The organism is Botryobacter ruber (assembly GCF_003347595.2).
Taxonomy (GTDB): Bacteria; Bacteroidota; Bacteroidia; order Cytophagales; family Hymenobacteraceae; genus Pontibacter; species Pontibacter ruber_A.
The window spans coordinates 40,122-61,419 of sequence record NZ_QCZK02000038.1 but is presented as its reverse complement, the minus strand read 5'-3'; the positions used below and the strand labels follow the sequence as shown (position 1 = coordinate 61,419).

17 protein-coding genes are annotated in these 21,298 nt (G+C 53.4%); 9 read left to right on the top strand and 8 right to left on the bottom strand.

The genetic code is table 11. The features are described from left to right. Positions 1–454: 454 nt before the first annotated feature. The 6 genes from DCW36_RS11980 to DCW36_RS22950 all read left to right on the top strand — a co-directional run bounded on the left by DCW36_RS11980 (position 455) and on the right by DCW36_RS22950 (position 5,651). Positions 455–1,888: an SDR family oxidoreductase gene (locus DCW36_RS11980; RefSeq protein ID WP_114781619.1), complete on the top strand. Its 1,434-nt coding sequence runs from the start codon at positions 455–457 to the stop codon at positions 1,886–1,888. After that, the gene (locus DCW36_RS11975) at positions 1,888–2,601 is read left to right on the top strand and encodes a DNA alkylation repair protein (protein WP_114781536.1); all 714 of its coding nucleotides are present in this window, start codon (positions 1,888–1,890) and stop codon (positions 2,599–2,601) included. The genes DCW36_RS11980 and DCW36_RS11975 overlap by 1 nt, the downstream gene beginning before the upstream one ends. A 630-nt stretch (positions 2,602–3,231) precedes the next feature. Next, positions 3,232–4,491 carry a sensor histidine kinase gene (locus DCW36_RS11970; protein WP_240676153.1) on the top strand — a complete coding sequence of 420 codons (1,260 nt, stop codon included), beginning with the start codon at positions 3,232–3,234 and terminating at the stop codon, positions 4,489–4,491. A 64-nt stretch (positions 4,492–4,555) separates the two neighbouring features. Continuing rightward, on the top strand, positions 4,556–5,227 hold the full coding sequence (locus tag DCW36_RS11965) for a LytR/AlgR family response regulator transcription factor (RefSeq protein WP_114781535.1): 672 nt from the start codon (positions 4,556–4,558) through the stop codon (positions 5,225–5,227). Between the two features lie 104 nt (positions 5,228–5,331). Further along, complete coding sequence (locus DCW36_RS11960) at positions 5,332–5,529, top strand: hypothetical protein (RefSeq protein WP_125185340.1); 198 nt, start codon at positions 5,332–5,334, stop codon at positions 5,527–5,529. After that, on the top strand, positions 5,526–5,651 hold the full coding sequence (locus DCW36_RS22950) for a hypothetical protein (protein ID WP_262708145.1): 126 nt from the start codon (positions 5,526–5,528) through the stop codon (positions 5,649–5,651). Before DCW36_RS11960 ends, DCW36_RS22950 begins: the two co-directional genes overlap by 4 nt. A 233-nt stretch (positions 5,652–5,884) precedes the next feature. On the opposite strand, the gene DCW36_RS11955 is transcribed toward DCW36_RS22950, so the two are convergent. The 7 genes from DCW36_RS11955 to DCW36_RS11925 all read right to left on the bottom strand — a co-directional run bounded on the left by DCW36_RS11955 (position 5,885) and on the right by DCW36_RS11925 (position 16,798). Then, a complete protein-coding gene (locus DCW36_RS11955) occupies positions 5,885–6,241 on the bottom strand; it encodes a SpoIIAA family protein (protein WP_114781534.1) in 357 nt (118 codons plus the stop codon). An 8-nt stretch (positions 6,242–6,249) separates the two neighbouring features. Then, positions 6,250–7,269, bottom strand: a complete 1,020-nt coding sequence (locus tag DCW36_RS11950) for a cation diffusion facilitator family transporter (RefSeq protein WP_114781533.1) — start codon at positions 7,267–7,269, stop codon at positions 6,250–6,252. Positions 7,270–7,564: 295 nt separating this feature from the next. Further along, complete coding sequence (locus DCW36_RS11945; protein ID WP_240676152.1) at positions 7,565–9,589, bottom strand: heavy metal translocating P-type ATPase; 2,025 nt, start codon at positions 9,587–9,589, stop codon at positions 7,565–7,567. A gap of 448 nt (positions 9,590–10,037) precedes the next feature. After that, positions 10,038–11,231, bottom strand: a complete 1,194-nt coding sequence (locus DCW36_RS11940; RefSeq protein WP_114781532.1) for an efflux RND transporter periplasmic adaptor subunit — start codon at positions 11,229–11,231, stop codon at positions 10,038–10,040. 16 nt (positions 11,232–11,247) lie between these two features. After that, positions 11,248–15,630, bottom strand: a complete 4,383-nt coding sequence (locus tag DCW36_RS11935; RefSeq protein WP_114781616.1) for a CusA/CzcA family heavy metal efflux RND transporter — start codon at positions 15,628–15,630, stop codon at positions 11,248–11,250. A gap of 107 nt (positions 15,631–15,737) precedes the next feature. Continuing rightward, entirely contained in the window at positions 15,738–16,055 is a 318-nt protein-coding gene (locus tag DCW36_RS11930; RefSeq protein WP_128396971.1) for a DUF6660 family protein, read from the bottom strand. 158 nt (positions 16,056–16,213) lie between these two features. Further along, positions 16,214–16,798, bottom strand: coding sequence for a hypothetical protein (locus DCW36_RS11925; protein ID WP_114781530.1), 585 nt, complete (start codon positions 16,796–16,798; stop codon positions 16,214–16,216). Between the two features lie 28 nt (positions 16,799–16,826). On the opposite strand from DCW36_RS11925, the gene DCW36_RS22590 reads away from it, so the two are divergent. From DCW36_RS22590 to DCW36_RS11915, 3 genes are all read left to right on the top strand, one after another. Continuing rightward, on the top strand, positions 16,827–17,003 hold the full coding sequence (locus DCW36_RS22590) for a hypothetical protein (protein ID WP_164891114.1): 177 nt from the start codon (positions 16,827–16,829) through the stop codon (positions 17,001–17,003). Between the two features lie 86 nt (positions 17,004–17,089). Further along, positions 17,090–17,566 carry a nucleoside deaminase gene (locus tag DCW36_RS11920; RefSeq protein ID WP_114781529.1) on the top strand — a complete coding sequence of 159 codons (477 nt, stop codon included), beginning with the start codon at positions 17,090–17,092 and terminating at the stop codon, positions 17,564–17,566. Between the two features lie 175 nt (positions 17,567–17,741). Continuing rightward, the gene (locus DCW36_RS11915; RefSeq protein ID WP_114781528.1) at positions 17,742–19,751 is read left to right on the top strand and encodes a hybrid sensor histidine kinase/response regulator; all 2,010 of its coding nucleotides are present in this window, start codon (positions 17,742–17,744) and stop codon (positions 19,749–19,751) included. Between the two features lie 82 nt (positions 19,752–19,833). Here the strand turns inward: DCW36_RS11915 and ffh are convergent, their stop codons facing one another. Beyond that, entirely contained in the window at positions 19,834–21,168 is a 1,335-nt protein-coding gene (ffh, locus tag DCW36_RS11910) for a signal recognition particle protein (RefSeq protein WP_114781527.1), read from the bottom strand. Positions 21,169–21,298: the final 130 nt, after the last annotated feature.

The following is a 21,298-nucleotide window of genomic DNA, read 5'->3' as shown; positions in this document are numbered from 1 at the left end:
TTTAATTCCTTTCCACCTGCCACCACAGCCGCTGCTGCTGTTCTATGGCAATTATCTATGGCACTTAATAGAATAGCTGAGAGATGCTGTTAGTAGTCATTTCTAAGATTCTTCCCCAATGACAGAATGTTGTAAACTCCAGCCTATTGAATCCTGAAAATCCTAAAATTCCGTAAATCCTGATTCAGACAAAAAATCAAGTAAATCAATAAAATCACAAAAATCAGTGGTTAAGACAAAATAAGTTCTGCAGCTCCAGCCACCATTTCCGCTGCTCCTGGTAATCCATTAATCATTTAATCGTGTTCAGACAAAGAAATCACACTAATCATATTAATCACTGTTAATCAAAGGTTCAGCCACCATACCCTCTCCTCCACAATTTTCATTAAACCCTCAACTTTCTCACAGATTTCCTGTTAAACAGAAAACCGGCTGTTTTGCCTGTATGCACATGAAAATACTCCTCACCGGCGCCACCGGCTACATTGGCAAACGGCTGCTGCCTGTCCTGCTCGAAAACGGGCACCAGGTGGTGTGCTGCGTGGGCGATAAAAGCAGGTTCAGGCCCAACACGCCGCATGCCGCACAGCTTGAAGTGGTGGAGGTCGATTTTCTGAAAGCGGCTACCTTAGCCGCCATCCCCACCGACCTGGACGGCGCTTACTACCTGCTGCACTCCATGAGCGCCACTTCCGGAAATTTCGAGGAGCAGGAAGCGCTGACGGCCACTAACTTCAGCCAGTACATGAGCCGGACGCAGGTAAAGCACGTGGTGTACCTGAGCGGCATTGTAAACGACAAAACCCTGTCCAGGCACCTGGCTTCCCGGAAACATGTGGAGGATATTCTGGCAGCGGGCAGCTACAACTTCACCACCCTCCGGGCCGGTATTATTGTGGGCTCCGGCAGCGCCTCGTTCGAAATTATGCGCGACCTGGTCGAGAAACTGCCGGTGATGGTGGCCCCGAAATGGCTAAACACCCGGTGCCAGCCCATCGGCATCCGCGACGTCATCACGTTCCTGCACAAAACGCTGCTCAACGAAAAAACCTTTAACCAAAGCTTCGACATCGGCGGACCTGATATTCTGTCGTACAGGCAAATGCTGCTGACGTTTGCGGAGGTCCGGCAGCTGAAGCGTTACATTATCACGGTGCCGGTACTTACGCCGCGGCTCTCCTCCTACTGGCTCTACTTCGTCACGTCGGTATCGTACCCGCTGGCCGTGAACCTGGTTAACAGCATGATGGTGGAAGTTATCTGCAAAGACAACCGCATCAACGAACTGCTGCAGGTGAACCCCTTGTCTTTTCGCGAGGCGATAGCAACTGCTTTCCGGCGGATAGACCAGAACCTGATTATCTCGAGCTGGAAAGATTCGCTTATCAGCGGCAACATCAGCACAAAACTTTCTGCTTACATCCAGGTACCGGCAGAAGGGTGTTTCAAGGACAAACAGCAGGTAAAAATAAGTGACCCGGACGCCGTAATGGCCCGTATCTGGTCCATTGGCGGCGACAATGGCTGGTATGCGGCCAACTGGCTCTGGCAGCTGCGCGGCCTTATTGACAAGCTGGTGGGCGGCACCGGCCTTCGCCGCGGCCGCACCTCACCGGACAAAATAAACACCGGTGACGCCCTCGATTTCTGGCGCGTTATTTTGGCCGATAAAGAACAGCGCCGCCTGCTGCTCTATGCCGAAATGAAGCTTCCCGGCGAAGCCTGGCTCGAGTTCCGCATCGAAAACAACATCCTCTACCAGGAAGCCACTTTCCGTCCCAGAGGTGTGAAAGGAAGGCTGTACTGGTACGCGGTGCTGCCTTTTCATTTTTTTATTTTTAAACGCATGGCGGAAAGCATCGCCGATGTTAACTACAAAAAATAATGGCTCCAACTCCCATCACACCCGACGCTGTAATTGAAGAGCTGCTCCAGCTGGCCAACCCCGACTTTAAAGACGGTATGCAGCGGTTTGGCATCGACAGCAGCACTGCTTTAGGAATCCGGCTGCCTGCCTTGCGGGCACTTGCCAGGCAAATCAAAAAGAACCACCCGCTCGCCCTGCAGCTCTGGGACACCAACGTGCACGAGGCCCGGCTGCTGGCCATCTTCATCGCCGAACCGAAGCAGGTAACAGAGGAGCTGCTGGAGTGCTGGGTAAACGACTTCAGCTCCTGGGACATCTGCGACCAGGCCTGTAGCGGCTTGTTCATTAAAACACCCTTCGCCTACGCCAAAGCCCTGGAATGGACCGGCAGCACCGACGAATTCCGGAAACGGGCCGGGTTTGTGATGATGGCCACCCTGGCCGTGCACGATAAAAAAGCGCCTGATACCAGCTTCCTGCAGTTTTTCCCCTACCTGGTGCAGGGCGCCACCGACAACCGGAACTTCGTGAAGAAAGCCGTAAACTGGGCGCTGCGGCAGATTGGCAAGCGAAACCTGTTTTTAAACGGACAAGCCATCGATCTGGCAGACCAACTGAAGCAAAGCGGCAGCAAAAGCGCCAGCTGGATAGCCTCCGGCGCCCTGCGCGAACTTGTTAGTCCGCAGGTGCAGGAACGGCTGCATAAAAAAGAAGCCAGGCGCAGCCGGTAACGCTTTTCTTTCAGGCATTTTTATTTGCTGCACCTCCCAGAAAACACTGCTTCAAGTTTTCAACTTGGAGCTATAATCGAGCAAGTTTTCAACTTGCGTGGCTATGCAGACTGCAAACTCCCACTACGAAAGCTGAAAGCTTTCACCATAAAAAGCTCCAAGTTGAAAACTTGAAGCAGGAAAAATTTTGTTATTTCGTATGCAGAGGACATTACTCCTCCTATCCTGTACTAAAAAGACTTTCTTCAGCCTGTTTCGTCACATCTTTCCCGGCATTCGTCACATTTAGTTTCCGACCTGTTATCTTTCCGGTAAGATTGTATCAAAAAAAACGATATGAAACTGAGAAAGATTGAATTTTGGGCAGTAACCGCAGTTTTCACCTTCCTGATGCTGCAATCATTCCTAAAGACTTACCAATTCGTAGAAGAGTACCAGCTGTCCGCTGAATTAGGTAACTTTAGTGATGTCGATATGTTGGAACACCCAAACAGCCACACCCCGGGATACTGGCATCTGCACCTGTACAAGAGATACCTGTTTCCTCTAGTGAAGTATCTGACACTGTTTACTGCCTTCCTGTTTGTACATTATCACATCTACCCAAAGCTGTTTTTACGAAAGAAATACATGGCTACTGTATTGCTCAGTGTACTTACTTTTATAGTTGTAGTGTTTTCTTTTTCAATAGCTGTTTTCTGGGAAAATGCTTCTAAGGCCGATACATTCAGCTTCATCCGTAAAAATCTGTTGCTGGTGATATTCATAGGCATGGGCTATGTACTATATGTTGTATTAAAAGAAAATGCCATGCGCCTGTACAGGAGGAGCGAAAACGCTTATCTTAGCGCTGCTGCAGCACAGATAAAGCGAGAGTCGACCGTTGTTGGGGCAATCTGGCTGGGGTTCCTCCTGCTACTTGTGATCACCCATGACCCTGAACTAAAATATGAAGCCACTCAACTATGGGCTACACAACTGCCCTATGCCTATGTTTTGTATGCGTTAAACCGGCACTGGCTCCTCCCGGAGTACGAAGAAAACAACAGGCAGCACCAGTCTTACTGGCTAAACAGGCAGCTCCTGAACTACCTGATTAAGCTGTTGTTTTTCTCGATGTTGTTTTTTATCCCGTTTATGATTGCATTTGCCATTTTGCATAAAACAGGCCTCGCAGTGGCAGGTTTCTTTTTACTCTGGAAGATACAGCTTTTGGTAATGATACCTTTTTCCTGGCTAATTTACTATGCAAACCGGAAGAAAGCCAATGAGCTAAGCTCCTTAAAAAAAGAACTCGGGCAAACCTCTGCCAACCTCGATTTTCTGCGCTCCCAGATAAACCCGCACTTTTTGTTCAACGCCCTCAATACCCTCTACGGCACGGCCCTGCAGGAAAACAGCGAACGCACGGCCCAGGGCATCCAGATGCTCGGCGACATGATGCGCTTTATGCTGCACGAGAACATCCAGCACAAGATCCTGCTGGCACGCGAAATCGAGTACATGCGCAACTACATCGAGCTGCAGGCGCTACGCACTTCCGCCTCACCAAACATTGTGATCGAAACAAAAATAGAGGACGTGCTGGAAGAGAAGTTTATAGCGCCCATGCTGCTCATTCCGTTTGTGGAAAACGCCTTCAAGCACGGCATCAGCCTCACGCACAAGTCCTGGATTAAGATTACGCTGCACTACTGGCAGGACAAGCTCTACTTTGACGTGTACAACAGCGTGCAGCGCAAACAGGACCAGGACCCGGAGAAAAACCAATCGGGCGTGGGCCTGACAAATGTAAAGCAGCGCCTGGCCCTGCTCTACCCCAACCGGCACGAGTTGGTGATACGGGAAACAGCAGAGGAATTCTTTGTGCATCTCACGCTGCAGCTGTAAAAGCTATCGGTGAAGTGGCAAATGCAGCAGAAAAATATTACATTCAGAAAGTAAAACAGAACTGATGAAAGCAATTGCAATAGACGACGAGCCGATGGCGCTGGAGGTGGTGCGCTCCCTTGCCGCCAAAGTGCCTTTCCTGGAGCTGAAAGCCTGCTTTACCGATGCCTTTAAAGCACTGGAATACCTGCAGCACGAGCACGTAGACTTGCTGTTCCTCGACATCAAAATGCCCGACATCTCGGGACTGGAGTTCGTGACGAGCCTGCCCAAAAAGCCGCTCGTTATTTTTACCACCGCTTACTCCGAGCATGCCGTCACCAGCTTCGAGCTCGACGCGACCGATTACCTGTTAAAGCCTTTCTCGCTGGCCCGTTTCGTAAAAGCCTGCAACAAGGCACAGGAACTGCTACAGCTCCGCACCCAGGCCGTTGCCCCGAAAGATTTTATCTTCCTGAAAACCGGCTACGAGCAGGTAAAGGTGCATTATGATGAAATCCTGTTTATAGAAGCAGCAGGCAATTATGCCGCATTTGTGCTGGAGCATAAAAAGCTGCTGCCGCGAATGACCATCAACGAAGCAAGCGAACTCTTACCTGCCGACAGGTTCACCCGCGTGCACCGCTCCTACATCGTCGCCAAAGACAAAATCGACAAAATTGAGCGCCACCAGGTAACCGTACAAGGGCATGAGGTGCCGGTCGGCGCTTCGTATATGCAGCAGTTGCAGGTGTGATGGGGTTAGAAGGAAAAATAAAAACATCCGGCAATTAGCAGCAATATAACGGCTTATCCCGTTTAGAATAATAATTCCGGCCACTAATTTAAATGAATCAAAAAATGAAAACAGTCTTATTATCAGGTGAATCAGACTCCGATTTGCAGCTGCTTATCGCGTTAGCCAACAAACTGGGCATCAAAACAAAAGTTTTAACGCCAGAAGATGCAGAAGATTTAGCCATGATACAGGCTATCGAAAATGGTAAAACAGGAGAATATACCGATACAAAGGATTTTATCAAAAGCCTGCGTAAGTGATTGTCCGGATTGACAAGTCTTTTGAAAGAGACGTCAGGAAAATCAAGGACAAAAAAATACTGGAAAAACTCGCTGATGCGATTGAGCACGTGCAGGCAAATGACAAACATCACCTGAACTAAACTTTTATGCAGTTGTTGTAGTTCGTACCTTTGTAACACCTAGCAATCACTTGATACACGGTACAGCTTATGTCTAAACTGAAGAACAGCCTGAAAAAGCTTGGCATCGCCGGCTTCCTTTTCTTCCTGATCAAAGGACTGATCTGGATATTTATTTTCCTGGGCGGCGCCAAACTGCTGTTTGACTAACGGCACCTGAAGCAGCGCAGCTGCCGCATTCCTGTGGTCGCCGGTTAACTTTCAATCCAGGCTCTGGCTGCTGCTTTGTCGGCCAGGTCAAAATACCGGATTTCGGCTGAGGTGAAGGGCTTCATAAACTGCGTTATCAATTCCTGCCACTTCTTCTCGCCTACCATCGCAATGCGTTCATAATTCCGGGCATGCTGCAGGTCCATTTTCAGGTCTTCCCACAGGCCTTTGGCGTTCCAGCCCGTGAAGTTTTCCATCTCAAAGTACCACCTTATTTTTTGGCCACTGGCCACAATGTTGTGCACCAGCGGATTTATCTTTTCCATGTCGTGCCCTTTCAGTTGTCCTTCGGCTTTGGAAGCGATGATGTTGTCGCGGGTAAAATCCAGTATTTGTAGCATAGCGGTTTTTATAGATTTCTCAGTTCCATTTCAGCCTTCGTGATACCCCGCTCCAGGGCTTCCGCTTTGGTACCATGCTGGTCGTGGTAAAATTCTTCGGCAAATTGCAGGGCCAGGTCCCGCGCTTTTTCATCCAGCACCTGCAGCCGGTCCTGGTACTCCTTAAATAAGTTATGACGATAATCTGAGAAACTTTGCAGGTCGATGGTGATGTGCTCCGTGTTCAGCGCTTCAAACACCTGCTGCACGGCTTCCTTCAGGGCTTGCAGTTCCGGCATGTCCAGGTCTTTTGTTTTGATGTGCACGGTCACCACTTTCTTTTCCTCCGTCAGTCCCCATACATGGAAGTGCTCCACCCGCTCCACCCCGTCAAGGCACAGCAGCTTTTGTTCCAGCAACGGCAGGTTCACCCCCTTCGGCACCCGCTGCAGGAATATTTTGACCACCTCCGCCAGCTTCACGAAAACAAACACCAGCACCGCCACATTAATCACGATGGCCAGTATCGGGTCGAGCACCGGGATATCCGCAAAAAGCAGGATGATGCTCACGATGAGCACCGCCACCCAGCCGGCGGTGTCTTCCATTAAGTGAATGGTGAGTACTTTGCTGTTGAGCCCCTTGCCCGATTTTAGTTTCCAGGCGCCAATCCCGTTCAGGATAACACCCAGAATGGCGATTCCAATCATCCATTTCACGTCGGGCATTTGAGGATGCATGATGCGGCGGATGCTTTCGTAGAAAATGTAAACAGCTCCCAGTACCAACACGATGGCGTTGATGAGGGCGCTCAGCATCGAGAACCGTTTGTAGCCGTACGTGTAACGCTCGTTGCGCTCCTCCCGCTCCGATTTCCGCTCGAAGTACCAGCCCAGGCCAAGCGCCAGGCTGTCGGCAAAATCGTGCAGCGAGTCGGCAATAATGGCAATACTCCCGGAAATCAATCCCCCCACAAGCTCCAGCATGGTGAAGGACAGGTTCAGGAAGAAGGCTACTTTGATGTTGTTGCTTTTATGCTCGTGTGCCATAGTCTTTGTTACAACTCTTTTACGGCGCAACCGGCCTTTTCAGCGGAAATACGCGCTATTATTTACCCGCTGCTGCTGGCAGCAGGGAGCAGAGGCTATGGTGGCAGGCGCAGCAGTCCTGAAAAAGCAGCTATGGCTGTGGTGGCTGGAGCAGCAGAACTAAAAAGACAAACAAGGGGCTATAGTCAGCTGTTCAGGACATCTGTGTCCGGAAGAGCAGGAAGGGCAGCACATTAGCGGGAAAAGCGATGCAGCAGGAAACAAATTTGATACAGCCGCAACAGTCCCGGATAACTCAATCAAAATCCATCCGCTGAATCCGAACAGCGTTGAGGATAGCCAGGAAAGCCACGCCTACATCGGCGAACACAGCCTCCCACATCGTAGCCAGTCCGCCAGCGCCTAAGAGCAGCACAATGGCTTTCACGCCGAAGGCCAGGGCAATGTTCTGCCACACCACCTGCTTTGTCTTCTTCCCGACGTTGATGGCGGTGGCAATTTTGGAAGGATGGTCTGTCTGAATCACCACGTCTGCCGTTTCGATAGCGGCGTCTGAGCCGAGGGCGCCCATCGCCATGCCCACATCGGCCAGGGTGATGACGGGGGCATCGTTTATGCCGTCACCCACGAAAGCCACGGTCCGGCCTTCTGCTTTCAGTTTCTCTACCTGCGCTACCTTGTCCTGCGGCAGCAGCCCGCCGTATGCCTCGTCGAGTTGCAGCTCGCCCGCCACTTTCTGCACAATCGTGTCCTTGTCACCGGAGAGCATCACGAGCTTTTTCACGCCCAGCGCCCGCATCCGCTGCACGGCCTGGGGCGCATCGGCTTTGGTTTTATCGGCAATCGTGATGTAGCCGGCATACTGCCCGTCTACCGCCACCAGCACAATGGTTTCTACAATTTCCTTCAGTTTCGCGTCGTAGGACACGTTGAATTTCTCCAGCAGCCGCCCGTTTCCTACCAGCAGTTGCCTGCCGTCGACGGTTCCTTTGAGGCCGTGACCGGAAATTTCCGCTACCTCGCCAACCGAAAACCGCTGAAAAGATTCTCCTGCTGCTCTCACCACAGCCTCTGCTATCGGGTGCGTGGACTTGCTTTCGAGGGCGGCAACAGCTGCCATAAACCACTCCTTATCCGGCAGCACCGTTTCTACCTGCTGCACGTCGAAAACGCCTTCGGTCAGGGTGCCGGTTTTGTCCATTACCACCGTGTCTACCTGCGTCATCAGGTCCAGGAAGTTGGAGCCTTTAAACAATAGCCCGTTGCGCGAAGCCGCCCCGATACCGCCGAAGTAGCCCAGCGGAATAGAGATAACCAGCGCACAGGGGCAGGAAATCACCAGGAAAATAAGCGCCCGGTACAGCCACTGGTCAAAGTCATAGGTTTCCACAAAAAAGAACGGGATAAATACGAGCCCCAGCGCCAGGAAGAACACGATGGGCGTGTACACTTTGGCAAAGCGGGTGATGAACAGCTGCGTTTTGGCTTTGCGGCTCCCCGCCTCCTCTACCAGCTGCAGTATTTTAGACAGCGCGCTGTTCTCGTAGGCAGCTGTTACCTTCAGCTCGATAACCCGCTCCAGGTTCAGCATGCCCGCCAGCACTTTTTCGCCCTGAGTTTTGGTGTCGGGTTTCGACTCGCCGGTAAGCGCTGCCGTGTTAAAGGATGCCCGCTCCGAAAGCAGTTCCCCGTCCAGCGCCACCTTCTCCCCTGCCTTTACCTGCACCACATCGCCTACCTGCACCTCTTTGGCCTTCACGGTGGTAATTCCCTGCGCCGTTACCAGCCCCACCTCGTCGGGCCGGTTGTCGATCAGCGCTTTGATAGACCGCCGCGAACGCAGCACCGCCGCCTCCTGGAAATGCTCCCCAATCACGTAAAACAGCATCACCGCAACCCCCTCGGCATACTCGCCAATGTAAAAGGCGCCCAGCGTGGCCATGCTCATCAGGAAAAATTCATTAAAGAAGCTGCTCCGCAAACTCCGGATCGCATGCCACACCACCCGCCAGCCCACCAGCACATAGGCGATGCCAAAGGTCAGTAGCCGCACATAACCCGTAAACCAGGGCGTGTCGAGGAAGTCGAGCAGGAGGCCGCCCAGCAGCAGGAACAAGCTGATGGCAGTGGGCACATACGACGCTTCCGCTTCATGCTCGGCATGGTCGTGGTCATCGGCTCCGGGCTGTTTTGTTTTGCCGTCGATGGAGCAGCATTCGGCTCCTACATTCGGCCCCGGCGCCTCCGCTGTTCTGGGAGAGGTTATCTCCAGCGGCTTGAAGTCTTCTTCTATATTTTCGTTTTCGCGTTTCTTCATCATTAAGGGGTTTTTCGGCAAGAGCTCTCATACCAGCTGGTGCGAGCTTGTAGCTCGTACCTCATTTATTTTTCTTTTATAGAATACAGCAGCATTATAACAGTACGAGCTACAAGCTCGCACCAGCGCACAAAATACTGTCTGCAGCTGCGACCATTGCCTTAGCTCTTCAAAAAGAGAAAAACTGCTTCAAGTTATGCTGCGCTAAACTTGAAGCAGAACATTTTTACTGCTCTTTCGGACATCTGTGTCCGAAAGCTATCTGCTGGGGACATCCATGCCCCCCTGTACCAGTAGCTGCCTGCCGGGTAACACGGACGCGGACGTCCGCAACAGATGTAGTTCAGGACACAGATGTCCTGAACAGCAGAGAGCAACGTCAACAGGAAGCTTTTACTGTTTTACCCAGTCCGGAAGATATTAGTTGTTGCACTACTTCCTGCCTTCCTGTTTAATGAAGGTCATCCTCTTCCGTGTTCCGCATCTTGGCCAGCAGCGAGTAGGCGCCTTTGGTAACAAAATTGGCAGCAGCGGTATCGACGGCAGCAGGAAGCGCTACCTGCACGTAGCCGCCTTCTTCCACGCCCTTCTCCACGGGCACCATCCGGAATTTCTTCACCAGCCGCTCGCCCTCTTTTTCTTCGCCGGTGTACAGAAAAACGAAATCGCTGCCGGCATCCTGCACAACGGCCTCCCTTGGTAGTGCCGGCACCTGCTGCCCGTCGAGCACCACGTGGGCCTGCACGTACATGCCGGGCACCAGGTCTTTGTCTTCCTCGGCCATGTGCGCGTGCACCCGCACCGTCCGCTCGGGGCTGATTTCTTTCCCGATGAGGTAGATAGTGGCTTTGTGATTCGCTGTTTTTTCGTTTGGCAGGCTGTAATGCACCAGCTGCCCTTTGTGCAGGGCGGCTATGTCTTTCTCGAAAACCGTCAGCTCTACGTGCAGGTGGTCGGTGTCTGCGATGCGGAACAGTACGTCGGACGGGTTTACGTACTGGCCGATGTTGGCATTGATGTAGGTGACGTAGCCATCAATGGGCGCATAAAGGGGAAGAATGCGGCTGATGCTGCTTGTCCGGATGGCGCGCGGATTGGCCCCGATAAGCCGCAGCCGTTCCTCCAGCGCCTCCACCTGCGCCTTTGCGGCCCGGTATTCTGCCGTCGCTTTCTGAAACGTTTTGGCTGCCGTTACCTGCTCCTCCGCCAGCTCCTTCTGCCGCTGGTATTCCAGCTCCAGGTAATCGAGGTGGCTCTTTGCCTCCAGGTACTCCTGCTGCATGGCTACAAATTCGGGATTTTCGATTCTGGCAATCAGCTGCCCCTTCTTCACCCGCATGCCTTCCAGTAACTCCGTGCTCTTCACAAAGCCGCCAAGCGGCGCACTTACCGATGCCATGTTCTGCGGGGGCAGGTCCAGGTGGCCTGTCACGCGGAGGGTGCTGCTCAGGTTGCGCATTTCCGGTTTTCCTAACTCGATGCCCGCCACCTGGTACTGCTCCGCAGTCAGTTCTGCCACATCCGAAGGTGCTTCTTCCTGATGTTCCTCTGCTGGTTCTTCTGCGGGTTCTGTCTCTTGGCTGCAGGAAAAGCACAACAGGAGGCCCAGGAGGTAGAATACATGTATGTTTAAAATCCTTTTCATATCGGATGAATGTTACTTATGGTTGGGTTTGAATGATGTAGTGAAGTTCAATAACGGCCCGGTCGTAGTTGTAGAGTACTTCAAGGTAATTGGTCCGGATACTGAGTGCCCGGTTGAGGCTGAGGAGGTAATCCTGGTAGTTCACTTCACCGGCCCGGTAAGCTTTGGTAGCCTGGGTGATGATAAGCTGTGCCTGCGGAAGTGCTGTCGTTTCGTAATACGCCAGGCTTGCCTGTAGCTTCAGGGCCTGCTGCAAGGCGGTCTTCACGCTGGCCTGCAGCTCGTATTCCGTGTTCAGCAGCATATTCCGGGCGGCTTCAGTCTCCAGGCGGGCCGCTTCGATGCGGTTGAGTTGCGGCTTTGGCCACAACGGGAACGCCACACCAACAGCCACTTCTTCTGCCGGCTGAAAGTTTTCCAGCTCATGTTGGCCGCCGATGGTCCGGTTGGTATAGCCCAGCCGCAGCTCGGGCAGCAGTTTTGCCCGCTCCAGGTTGGCCTCTGCCTGCCGTACCGCCACCTGCCGGCGCGCCAGCAGGAGCTGTGGGTTCTGCTCCAGCATTTCGTCGGTCAGGGTTGGCAGGGCCAGCCGGTTCAGTACTGTGTCTGCTACAGCCACCACACTGTCTGTTGCCAGCAAGGCCTGCAGCCGCTCCTGGAACACAACTTTATCGGCCTCGGCCTGGAAAATTGTATTCTGCACCTCCGACAACTGCGTCTGTGCCGTCACCTTTTCGAGCAGGTTGGTTTCGCCGGTCCGCAGCCGGACTTCGGCGGCCCGCAGGAACTGCGCGTACAGGCTGTCCTGGTAGCGCAGCAGGTTAATCCGCTCCAGCGTGTACACCAGCCCGTAATAGTTGAGCCTGACATCCCGGACTATTTCCCGCTCCCGCTGGTTCAACCGCAGCTTGCTGACCTCCACCAGTTCCCGGTTCAGGCTGGCCTGCCGGGCAAAGACTGTCGGAAAGGGAAGCGCCTGCGAAACGGTCAGGTCGGTGTCATACTCCCCTGTCACCAGCTTGCCGGTAGATACCTGCACCTGCGTTTTGTCGATGTCCCAGGAGGTGCCGCGGAGGGCGGTGCTCTTCTTTACCCCCAGCCGCACGGCTTCTACTGCCGGGTTCTGGTTCAGGGCACGCTGTACTGCCTCCTGCAACGTGTACACCTGCACGTGCTGCTGCTGCTGCGCCTGTACAGGTGCAGATGCGCCTAAAGCCAAAGCAGCTGTAAAGGCAATGGATAGCAGCGTTGCTGCGGAGAAGCCGGGGGTACTGCTGCTACCCTTTTTCCGGTTGGTAAAATAGCTTTCCACCAAAATGAAGAGCACCGGCAACACCACCAGCGTAAGCAAAGTGGAGGAAAGGAGCCCGCCGATGACCACGGTAGCCAGGGGTTTCTGCACTTCGGCCCCGGCAGTGTTGGAAAGTGCCATCGGCAGGAAGCCCAGCGAGGCCACCGTGGCCGTCATGAGCACCGGGCGCAGCCGCACCGCCGTACTGTTCAGCACCACTTCGCGCAAGCTCAGGTTCGTTTCGCGGCGCTGCCGGTTGAACTCGGCAATGAGCACGATGCCGTTGAGTACCGCTACCCCGAACAGGGCGATAAAGCCGACGCCGGCGGAGATGCTGAAGGGCATCCCGCGCAGCCACAGCGCCAGCACTCCACCGATAGCAGACAGAGGCACCGCCGTAAAAATGAGCAGCGAATGCCGGATAGAGCCGAAGGTGAAGAACAGGAGCAGGAAAATCAGGGCGAGCGCCGCCGGTACCGCCACCGACAAGCGCTGCTGAGCCTCCCGCAGGTTCTCGAACTGTCCGCCGTACGTCACGAAGTAGCCGGATGGGAAAATCACCTGCCGGTCTATTTTCCCCTGTACCTCCTCCACCACACTCGCAATATCGCGGCCCCGCACGTTAAAGCCCACGATGATACGCCGCTTGGCATCTTCGCGCTGAATCTGGTTCGGCCCCAGCCGGTACTCCACATCCGCCAGCTGCTCTAAGGGCACCTGCTGCCCGCTGGGCGCCACCACGAACAGCTGCCGCACATCGGCAATGTCCTGCCGCTCATCCTGTTGCAGCCGCACCACCAGCTCAAACCGGCGGTCGCCTTCGTACACCATCCCGGCGGCCTGACCGGCAAAAGCCGCGTTGATGGTCTGGTTCACCGCCTGCACATCCAGGCCGAACTTGGCCAGCTGGGAACGGTTGATATCTACCACAATCTGCGGCAGACCGGCCACTTTTTCCAGGTAAAGGTCTTCTGCACCTGCCACCGTAGCCACTACACGTCCTACCTGCTCCGAGAGCCGGGTAAGCTCCTCCAAATCTTCGCCGAAAATCTTGATACCCACATCCTGCCGCACACCCGATATCAGCTCGTTGGAGCGCAGCTGGATGGGCTGCGACATCCCAAACGTGATGTCCGGAATGGCCTCCAGCGCCTCCGCTATTTTATCCGCCATTTCCTCCCGCGTGCTGGCACTGGTCCATTCGGATTTATCTTTCAGGATGATGGTAATATCGGCCGACTCTACCGGCATGGGGTCGGTGGGGATTTCGGCTGCGCCTATTTTACTGATGACCTCCTTCACCTCCGGAAACCGCTCCTTCAGGATTCGTTCGGCCAGCGACACTTTCTCAATGGTTTCGGATAAGGAGCTGCCGGTCAGCAGCCGCGTTTCGAGGGCGAAGTCGCCTTCCTCCAGCGTTGGAATAAACTCACTGCCCATCCGCGAGAAAAGCACCAGGCTCAGCACGAACAGGGCCAGGGCTGCCACGAGCACCACGGCTTTCAGGTTAAGCGCTGCTCTTATGACAGGGTCGTAGAGGCGCTGAAAAAAGTCCATCATGCGGTCGGATATGTTGCGACGGTGGCTGGTTTTCTTGCTCAGCAGCAGCGCCGACATCATGGGCACATACGTGAGCGAAAGCAGAAAGGCGCCCAGGATGGCAAAGGAAACGGTCAGCGCCATGGGGCGGAACATTTTGCCCTCGATGCCCACGAGCACCAGGATAGGCAGGTACACAATCAGGATAATGATTTCGCCGAATGCCGCAGACGTACGGATTTTCCGGGCCGCTTCGTACACCTCCTCGTCCATCTGCTCCTGCGTTAGCTTCCGGTCGCCCTGCCGCACGAGGTGGTGCATGGTGGCTTCTACAATAATAACGGCGCCGTCTACGATAATACCAAAGTCGATGGCGCCCAGGCTCATCAGATTGCCTGTTACGACGAACAGGTTCATCATGATAAAGGCAAACAGCATGGAGAGCGGGATGACAGACGCCACAATCAGGCCCGCCCGCAGGTTGCCCAGGAACAGCACCAGCACGAAAATCACGATAAGGGCCCCTTCTATCAGGTTGCGCTTGACGGTATCCATGGCGCGCCCAATCAGTTCGCTCCGGTCCAGGAAGGTTTCTATCTCCACGCCTTCCGGCAGCGAACCCCGGATTTGCTCCATCCGCTCTTTTACCCGCTCCACTACCTGGCTCGTATTTTCGCCTTTGAGCAACAGCACGATGCCGCCAACAGCCTCGCCGGTGGCGCTGCGGGTGAGGGCGCCGTAGCGGTTGGCGTTGCCGAACTGCACCTGCGCGATGTCGGAAATAAAGACCGGCGTACCATTTTCAGTATTGTCTACAACCACTTTTTCGATTTCATCCAGGCTCTCGATCAGGCCCTCGCTGCGCACCGTGTAGGCGGTTGGCTTTTTGTCAATGTAAGCGCCGCCGGCGTTCTGGTTGTTGCGCTCCAGCGCCGTGAGAACCTGGCTGATGCTCAGGTTGTGGGCCTTCAGCCTGTCCGGGTCGATGGCGACTTCATACTGTTTCAGGAAACCGCCAAAGCTGTTGACTTCAGCCACACCGGGCGTACCCAGCAGTTGCCGCCGCACAATCCAGTCCTGGATGGTGCGCAGGTCCATGGCCGTAAACTTGTCTTCGTAGCCCGGTTTGGGGTGCAGCACGTACTGGTAAATTTCGCCCAGGCCCGTGGAGATAGGCGCCATCTCCGGCGTGCCCACGCCTGCCGGTATTTTGTTGGCTGCCTCGCTCAGCCGCTCGCTCACCTGCTGGCGCGCCCAGTATATATCTACATTATCTTTAAAGACAATGGTAACGACCGAAAGGCCGAAACGGGAAACAGACCGCACCTCCTCCACCTCCGGAATGGTGGACATGGTTTGCTCTACGGGAAAACTAATGAGCCGCTCCACCTCCTGGGCCGCCAGCGAGGAACTGGTCGTCATGACCTGCACCTGGTTATTGGTGATATCGGGAACGGCATCGATGGGCAACCGCGCCAGCGAATAAATGCCCATGAGCACCAGCGCCAGCGTCAGGATGCCGATGATGAGTTTGTTGTGTATGGAAAAATAAATGATTCTGTCGAGCACCTTCTTTTCGTTTGATTGGAAAACCACATGCATAAGTGCATGCGCACGCTCCTCCGGCTGCCTGTTTGTGCAGCAGAGCGTAATTTAATTGAAAAATAAAAAGCAGGTCAGGCTCTGGGAGGGTGCCAGTACGGAAAAGAGGGAGATGCAATGTCGAAAGAAAGGTACAGGCTATTATCCGGGTTCCGGTGAACCAGCTGCGGTTCTGCAACGGTCTGCGTGACGATTAGCAGGACGGTACCTCCGCAGCACTTACACTCGCAGAGCGGCGAACACAAATCATCTGCATGGGCCGGACTTTCCGGGTTATGCGCCGCCGCTGCGACAGTGTCATTATCCAGGGCCGCTGCCATGGCGCTGTCGGTGCAGGGGATGCAGGCCAGCAGAAAAATGAACATTGCCCAGATGACGGTCAGGTACCTCATACTTACAAAAGTAGGAAATTATTTTTTGGTGGCATATTTCTTTCGGGTAATGCTGTTTGTCCGGGCTACAGGCTGCTACACGTTTCCAGCTTGTTACGGCCAGTAAAGGAGGAGCAGCGGCAATGGTGGCAGGTGCAGCAGAATAGTTGCAGCTGTCATTAAGGTGTAGCCGCTTCCAGGGTGCTGTACTCCATCTGGAGCGCTTTGATTTTCACGTCGTCCTCGGTCGCAACTGCGCCGTTCAGGGCTTCTTTCCGGGTGTTCAGCTGTTCAAAAACTTCATCTGTTAAATCCCACACCTGCTCCGACCAGTCCTTGTGCCGCTCCCGCACGCTCTCCATAAACCGGGTATAGGCCGCCACTACATTTGCCGAGTTTATTTTCGAAAGGTTGGCGTACTCCCCCAGCAGCTCTCTCCGCCAGTTGGCTACCGCCCGCTGCTCGTTATATTCCGCATCCAGCTCACCGAAACGGTTCTTCAGCTGCTTGTATTCTTCTTTTATCCTGTCTGTAAACTGGTCCTGCCGCCGGTCCAGCGCTCTTGTCCGGACCTGGAAATCTTCTTTGGCCTTCTTCCAGTCTTCTTCGGTCAGGTTACCCAGCTGCGTGGCCTTGGTATCTACCCACTCCCGGAAGTTGTTGAAGTCATGCTCCACCTCCTGCTCCCGCGAAACAGAACAGCTGGTAAACAGAAAGCCAGCGGTAAGCACCAGTACCAGTAAAATGTTTGCAGCTTTTTCCATTCTTTGCACATTATATTAACAGAACTATATGTTGTTACGGAATGAAAACCGGAAAGATGTGTCGGGTAAACGGCAGCCTTTAAAACCGGTTGTACAGCGCTCAGACAGGTCCGGCAGCGTTGCCGGCAGCAGGTATAAAAAAGTGTTCAGGTGCTGGAAACCCATCGTCAAAAAAGAAGTAAAAGGAATCCGGTCTGCTACTTGAAGTACATGTTTTTTTCTCCTAAATTCAGCTTGAAGAGGACGAGGAAGAGCAGCAGGTTACCAGTAACAGTTTTACTACGACAACTTATGACAACGCCTAAGGAAGAGTTTATGCGGGAGGCCATCCGGCTTTCGATCGAAAAAATGAAAGCCGGCTTTGGCGGACCATTTGGGGCAGTAGTGGTGCGGAACGGCGAAATTATTGCACGGGGCTACAACAATGTCATCACCTCCAACGACCCGACCGCGCACGCCGAGGTAGATGTCATCCGGAAAGCCTGCCAGGCGCTGGGTACTTACCAGCTAACCGACTGTGAGCTTTACACCAGTTGCGAGCCCTGCCCCATGTGCCTGGGCGCCATTTACTGGGCCCGCCCCAAAAAGGTGTACTACGGCAACACCAAATCCGATGCCGCCCAGGCCGGCTTCGACGACCAGTTTATTTATAACGAACTGAACAAGGAGTTGCCCGAAAGGACAATACCGATGGAACAGCTGCTGCCCCACGAAGCACTGGCAGCATTTGAAGCCTGGCTGGCCAAAACAGACCGTGAAGAGTACTAAATGCTTCCAGCCAGGGCTGCTGCCGGCAAACACTGCATGTTTTTTAGCTCATTTATAAGAAATCCACTGATATAGCATTAGTTATATGTATTTGGCCTGTTCTGCCGTTATTATTTTTTAAACTTGTAGCACCAAAGTAGAGTATCATTACTATAAGAAGTGAGCAACTTTGCCAATGTCCCTTTCCATAGACAACACCCTAACCCCCGGGCCGGCGCCTGCAGAACCGGAAAATTACCTGAACAGGCAGCTACGTGTTTTGCTGTTAGACAATGCAGCAGACGAATTTGTGCTACGGCTCTCCTTCAATTCGTGGAAAGGCGGGCTACGCCTGACTTCAGCTGCCACTGTTTCGGAAGGGCTGCACCTGCTCCGGGAACGTCCGTTCGACTGCATTCTGCTTGACCTGCGGATACCCGAACCGGGTGGGTTTTCGTTTCTGAGCCAACTGAACCTTCTGAAAACAGCTGTACCTGTCGTCGTCATTACCGCTCCCGATGCCGAGCAGCTGGCGGTAAAAGCCCTGCGGCATGGCGCTTCCGATTATATTTTCCGGAACCAGCTTACTCCCGAAAGAGTGTACCACAGCCTGACCAATGTGGTTCGCCTGCACCAGGCCGAACTGCAACGGCAGCATTGGGAAGAGCAGTTTAAAGCCCTGCAGTACCAGCTGGACTTTGTAGTAACGAACTCACCGACAAATGTCTGGAGTTGCGACAGCGCCGGCACCATCATGTACCTGAACGGCGATGCATTCGCACAATTGGGAATTGATACCACAAAGGCCGTTGGCCGGTATTATGCGGATGTGTTTCAGGCTTACCCGCCCATTGTTTCCCGTTTCGAGAAAGCGTTAGCAGGCGAACAGGTACAGTCGGTAGCCGAAACGAATGGCATCCACTTTAAAGCCTGTTATGTGCCGGTACGCGACAAGCAGGGGCAGATTACCGGCATAACGGGCTTTGCGTATGAGGTTACCGACCAGGTTAATTTTGAACGGAAACTTACCCAGGCAAAGGAACTGGCCGAGGAGGCCCTGAAAGTAAAAGAGCAGTTTGTGGCCAACATCAGTCACGAAATCCGTACCCCCCTGAATGGCATTGTGGGCCTGAGCAAGGTACTGCAGCATACAAAGCTTGACCAGGAGCAGAAACGGTACCTGAACGCGATTCAGAGTTCTTCGACCAACCTGATGCAGATTGTAAACGATTTGCTCGATGTTGCCAAGATTGCAGCCCGAAAAATAACCTTTGAGCGTATTTCGTTTAACCTGCACGAGCTTATCCAGGAAATGACAGACCTGATGGAAGCCGAAGTCCGGTCGCGCGGCAACAGGCTTACGGTTGCCATAGCGCCGGATGTACCTGCGTTGCTGCAGGGCGATTCGCTCCGGTTAAGGCAGATTTTACTGAACCTGATCGGCAACGCGGCCAAGTTCACCGAGAATGGTACCATCGGGTTGTCTGCCAACGTATTTTCCAGCTCCGGCCCGGAGGTGTGGCTCGAGTTTCAGGTAACCGACACCGGTATTGGCATTCCGCCCGAGAACCAGCAGGCAATTTTCGAAAGCTTTAACCAGGGCAGCAAAGATATTACCCGGAAATACGGGGGCACCGGCCTCGGACTTTCCATTACCAAAAGCCTTGTAGAGTTACAGGGCGGACAGATCAGCGTAAAAAGCAAACCCAACGACGGCAGCACCTTTACCTTTTCTTTACCCTTTAAAATGTATAATCTCATGGATAACGACGAAAAAGAAACAAATCAGCAAGCGCTGCCACAGGATCAGCCTTTCGGGCAGATGCGCATTTTGTTAGCAGAAGATAATGAAATAAACCAGTTGCTGGTAAATACCGTGCTGGAAGAGTGGGGCTGTATTACCGATACGGTAGGAAATGGCAAAGAGGCTTTGGCAAAACTAAAGCAGAACAAGTACGACCTGGTATTAATGGATATGCAGATGCCTGAAATGGATGGTTATGAGGCGATCATGAAAATTCGTCAGTCCGGGGCGCATTATGCCAAAATTCCGATTATTGCCCTGACGGCACACGCCTCCTCCGCCGAGGTGGAAGAATGCCTGGCCACCGGGGCCGATGGCTACCTGTCCAAACCTTTTGAGCCCGAAGAGCTGCACGAGAACATCGTTCGTCTCACCAACGAGTACCGGGCACATTCCAAATAATTTCCTGGCGTTCAGCACAAAATCAAAAGGGGCTGTACTTTCGTAAGTACAGCCCCTTTTGATTTTGTGCTTCTGGCATCGTTTACTTGCCCATCATTTTGGCTAAGTTGCCCAGGCCGCCGCGTTTGCCGGCCATTTTGTTCATGGAGCGCATCATTTTGCGCATGTCGTTGAACTGCTTCATCAGGTTGTTTACCTGTGTAATGTCGGTGCCGCTGCCTTTGGCAATGCGGTTACGACGGCTTCCGGAGATCACGTCCGGGTTTTCGCGCTCATACGGCGTCATAGACCGGATGATGGCTTCGATCGGCTTGAAAGCATTCTCGTCGATCTCCACATCTTTCAGGGCCTTGCCTACACCCGGAATCATGCCCACCAGGTCCTTAATGTCGCCCATCTTCTTGATCTGCTCCAGCTGCGTAAGGAAGTCGTCGAAGTTGAACTGGTTTTTGCGGATCTTTTTGTTGATGCGCTTGGCCTCGTCCTCGTCGAATGCCTGCTGGGCACGCTCTACAAGCGAGATCACGTCGCCCATGCCCAGGATACGTTGCGCCATACGGTCAGGGTAGAACAAGTCGAGCGCTTCCATTTTCTCGCCGGTCGAGATAAACTTGATCGGCTTCTCTACCACGGCCCGGATAGAAAGAGCTGCACCACCACGCGAGTCACCGTCGAGTTTGGTGAGCACCACACCGTCGAAATCGATGCGGTCGTTGAAGGTTTTGGCAGTGTTTACCGCATCCTGACCTGTCATGGAGTCAACCACGAACAGGGTTTCGGTCGGCTTCACGGCACGTTTAATTTCGGCTATCTCTTTCATCATCGCCTCGTCCACGGCCAGACGACCGGCGGTATCGATGATGACTACTTTCTTGTTTGTTTTTTTGGCGTGCTCGATGGCATTGAGGGCAATCTGAACCGGATTCTTGTTCTCCAGCTCGGTGTATGCCTCTACGCCTACCTGCCCCGCCAGCACCTGCAGCTGGTTAATCGCCGCGGGGCGGTACACGTCGCAGGCAGCTACCAGCACGTTGCGGTTCTGCTTTTTAAGGTAGTTGGCCAGCTTGCCCGTAAAGGTGGTTTTACCGGAACCCTGCAGACCGGCAATCAGGATAACCGCCGGATCGCCTTTGATGTTGATGTCCTGCTTCTCGCCCCCCATCAGCTGCGTCAGCTCCTCGTACACGATCTTCACCATCAGCTGCCCGGGCGACACGGCAATAAGCACATCGCGGCCCATGGCCTCGTCTTTGATTTTATCGGTAACCGTTTTGGCAACTTTATAGTTTACGTCGGCATCCACGAGGGCACGGCGTACCTCTTTGATGGTTTGCGCTACGTTTATCTCGGTAATGCTTCCCTGGCCTTTCAGCGTTTTAAAGGCGCGGTCTAACTTGTTACTTAAATTATCAAACATCTCTTTTTCTGGATTTACCTACAAAAATAGGGATTTTTCGGTTTAGTTTAAACGGGTTTTCCCTAAGATTTAAACTATACCTTTTTAACGCCCGAACAGGCGCCAGAGTTTAACACGTTTTTGTCTGTAA

Bases quoted from the DNA above. Each gene is read 5' to 3' on its own strand.
- DCW36_RS11980 (WP_114781619.1), top strand. From the start codon at position 455: ATGAAAATACTCCTCACCGGCGCCACCGGCTACATTGGCAAACGGCTG.
- DCW36_RS11975 (WP_114781536.1), top strand. From the start codon at position 1,888: ATGGCTCCAACTCCCATCACACCCGACGCTGTAATTGAAGAGCTGCTC.
- DCW36_RS11970 (WP_240676153.1), top strand. From the start codon at position 3,232: ATGGCTACTGTATTGCTCAGTGTACTTACTTTTATAGTTGTAGTGTTT.
- DCW36_RS11965 (WP_114781535.1), top strand. From the start codon at position 4,556: ATGAAAGCAATTGCAATAGACGACGAGCCGATGGCGCTGGAGGTGGTG.
- DCW36_RS11960 (WP_125185340.1), top strand. From the start codon at position 5,332: ATGAAAACAGTCTTATTATCAGGTGAATCAGACTCCGATTTGCAGCTG.
- DCW36_RS11955 (WP_114781534.1), bottom strand. From the start codon at position 6,241: ATGCTACAAATACTGGATTTTACCCGCGACAACATCATCGCTTCCAAA.
- DCW36_RS11950 (WP_114781533.1), bottom strand. From the start codon at position 7,269: ATGGCACACGAGCATAAAAGCAACAACATCAAAGTAGCCTTCTTCCTG.
- DCW36_RS11945 (WP_240676152.1), bottom strand. From the start codon at position 9,589: ATGATGAAGAAACGCGAAAACGAAAATATAGAAGAAGACTTCAAGCCG.
- DCW36_RS11940 (WP_114781532.1), bottom strand. From the start codon at position 11,231: ATGAAAAGGATTTTAAACATACATGTATTCTACCTCCTGGGCCTCCTG.
- DCW36_RS11930 (WP_128396971.1), bottom strand. From the start codon at position 16,055: ATGAGGTACCTGACCGTCATCTGGGCAATGTTCATTTTTCTGCTGGCC.
- DCW36_RS11925 (WP_114781530.1), bottom strand. From the start codon at position 16,798: ATGGAAAAAGCTGCAAACATTTTACTGGTACTGGTGCTTACCGCTGGC.
- DCW36_RS22590 (WP_164891114.1), top strand. From the start codon at position 16,827: ATGTTGTTACGGAATGAAAACCGGAAAGATGTGTCGGGTAAACGGCAG.
- DCW36_RS11920 (WP_114781529.1), top strand. From the start codon at position 17,090: ATGACAACGCCTAAGGAAGAGTTTATGCGGGAGGCCATCCGGCTTTCG.
- DCW36_RS11915 (WP_114781528.1), top strand. From the start codon at position 17,742: ATGTCCCTTTCCATAGACAACACCCTAACCCCCGGGCCGGCGCCTGCA.
- ffh (WP_114781527.1), bottom strand. From the start codon at position 21,168: ATGTTTGATAATTTAAGTAACAAGTTAGACCGCGCCTTTAAAACGCTG.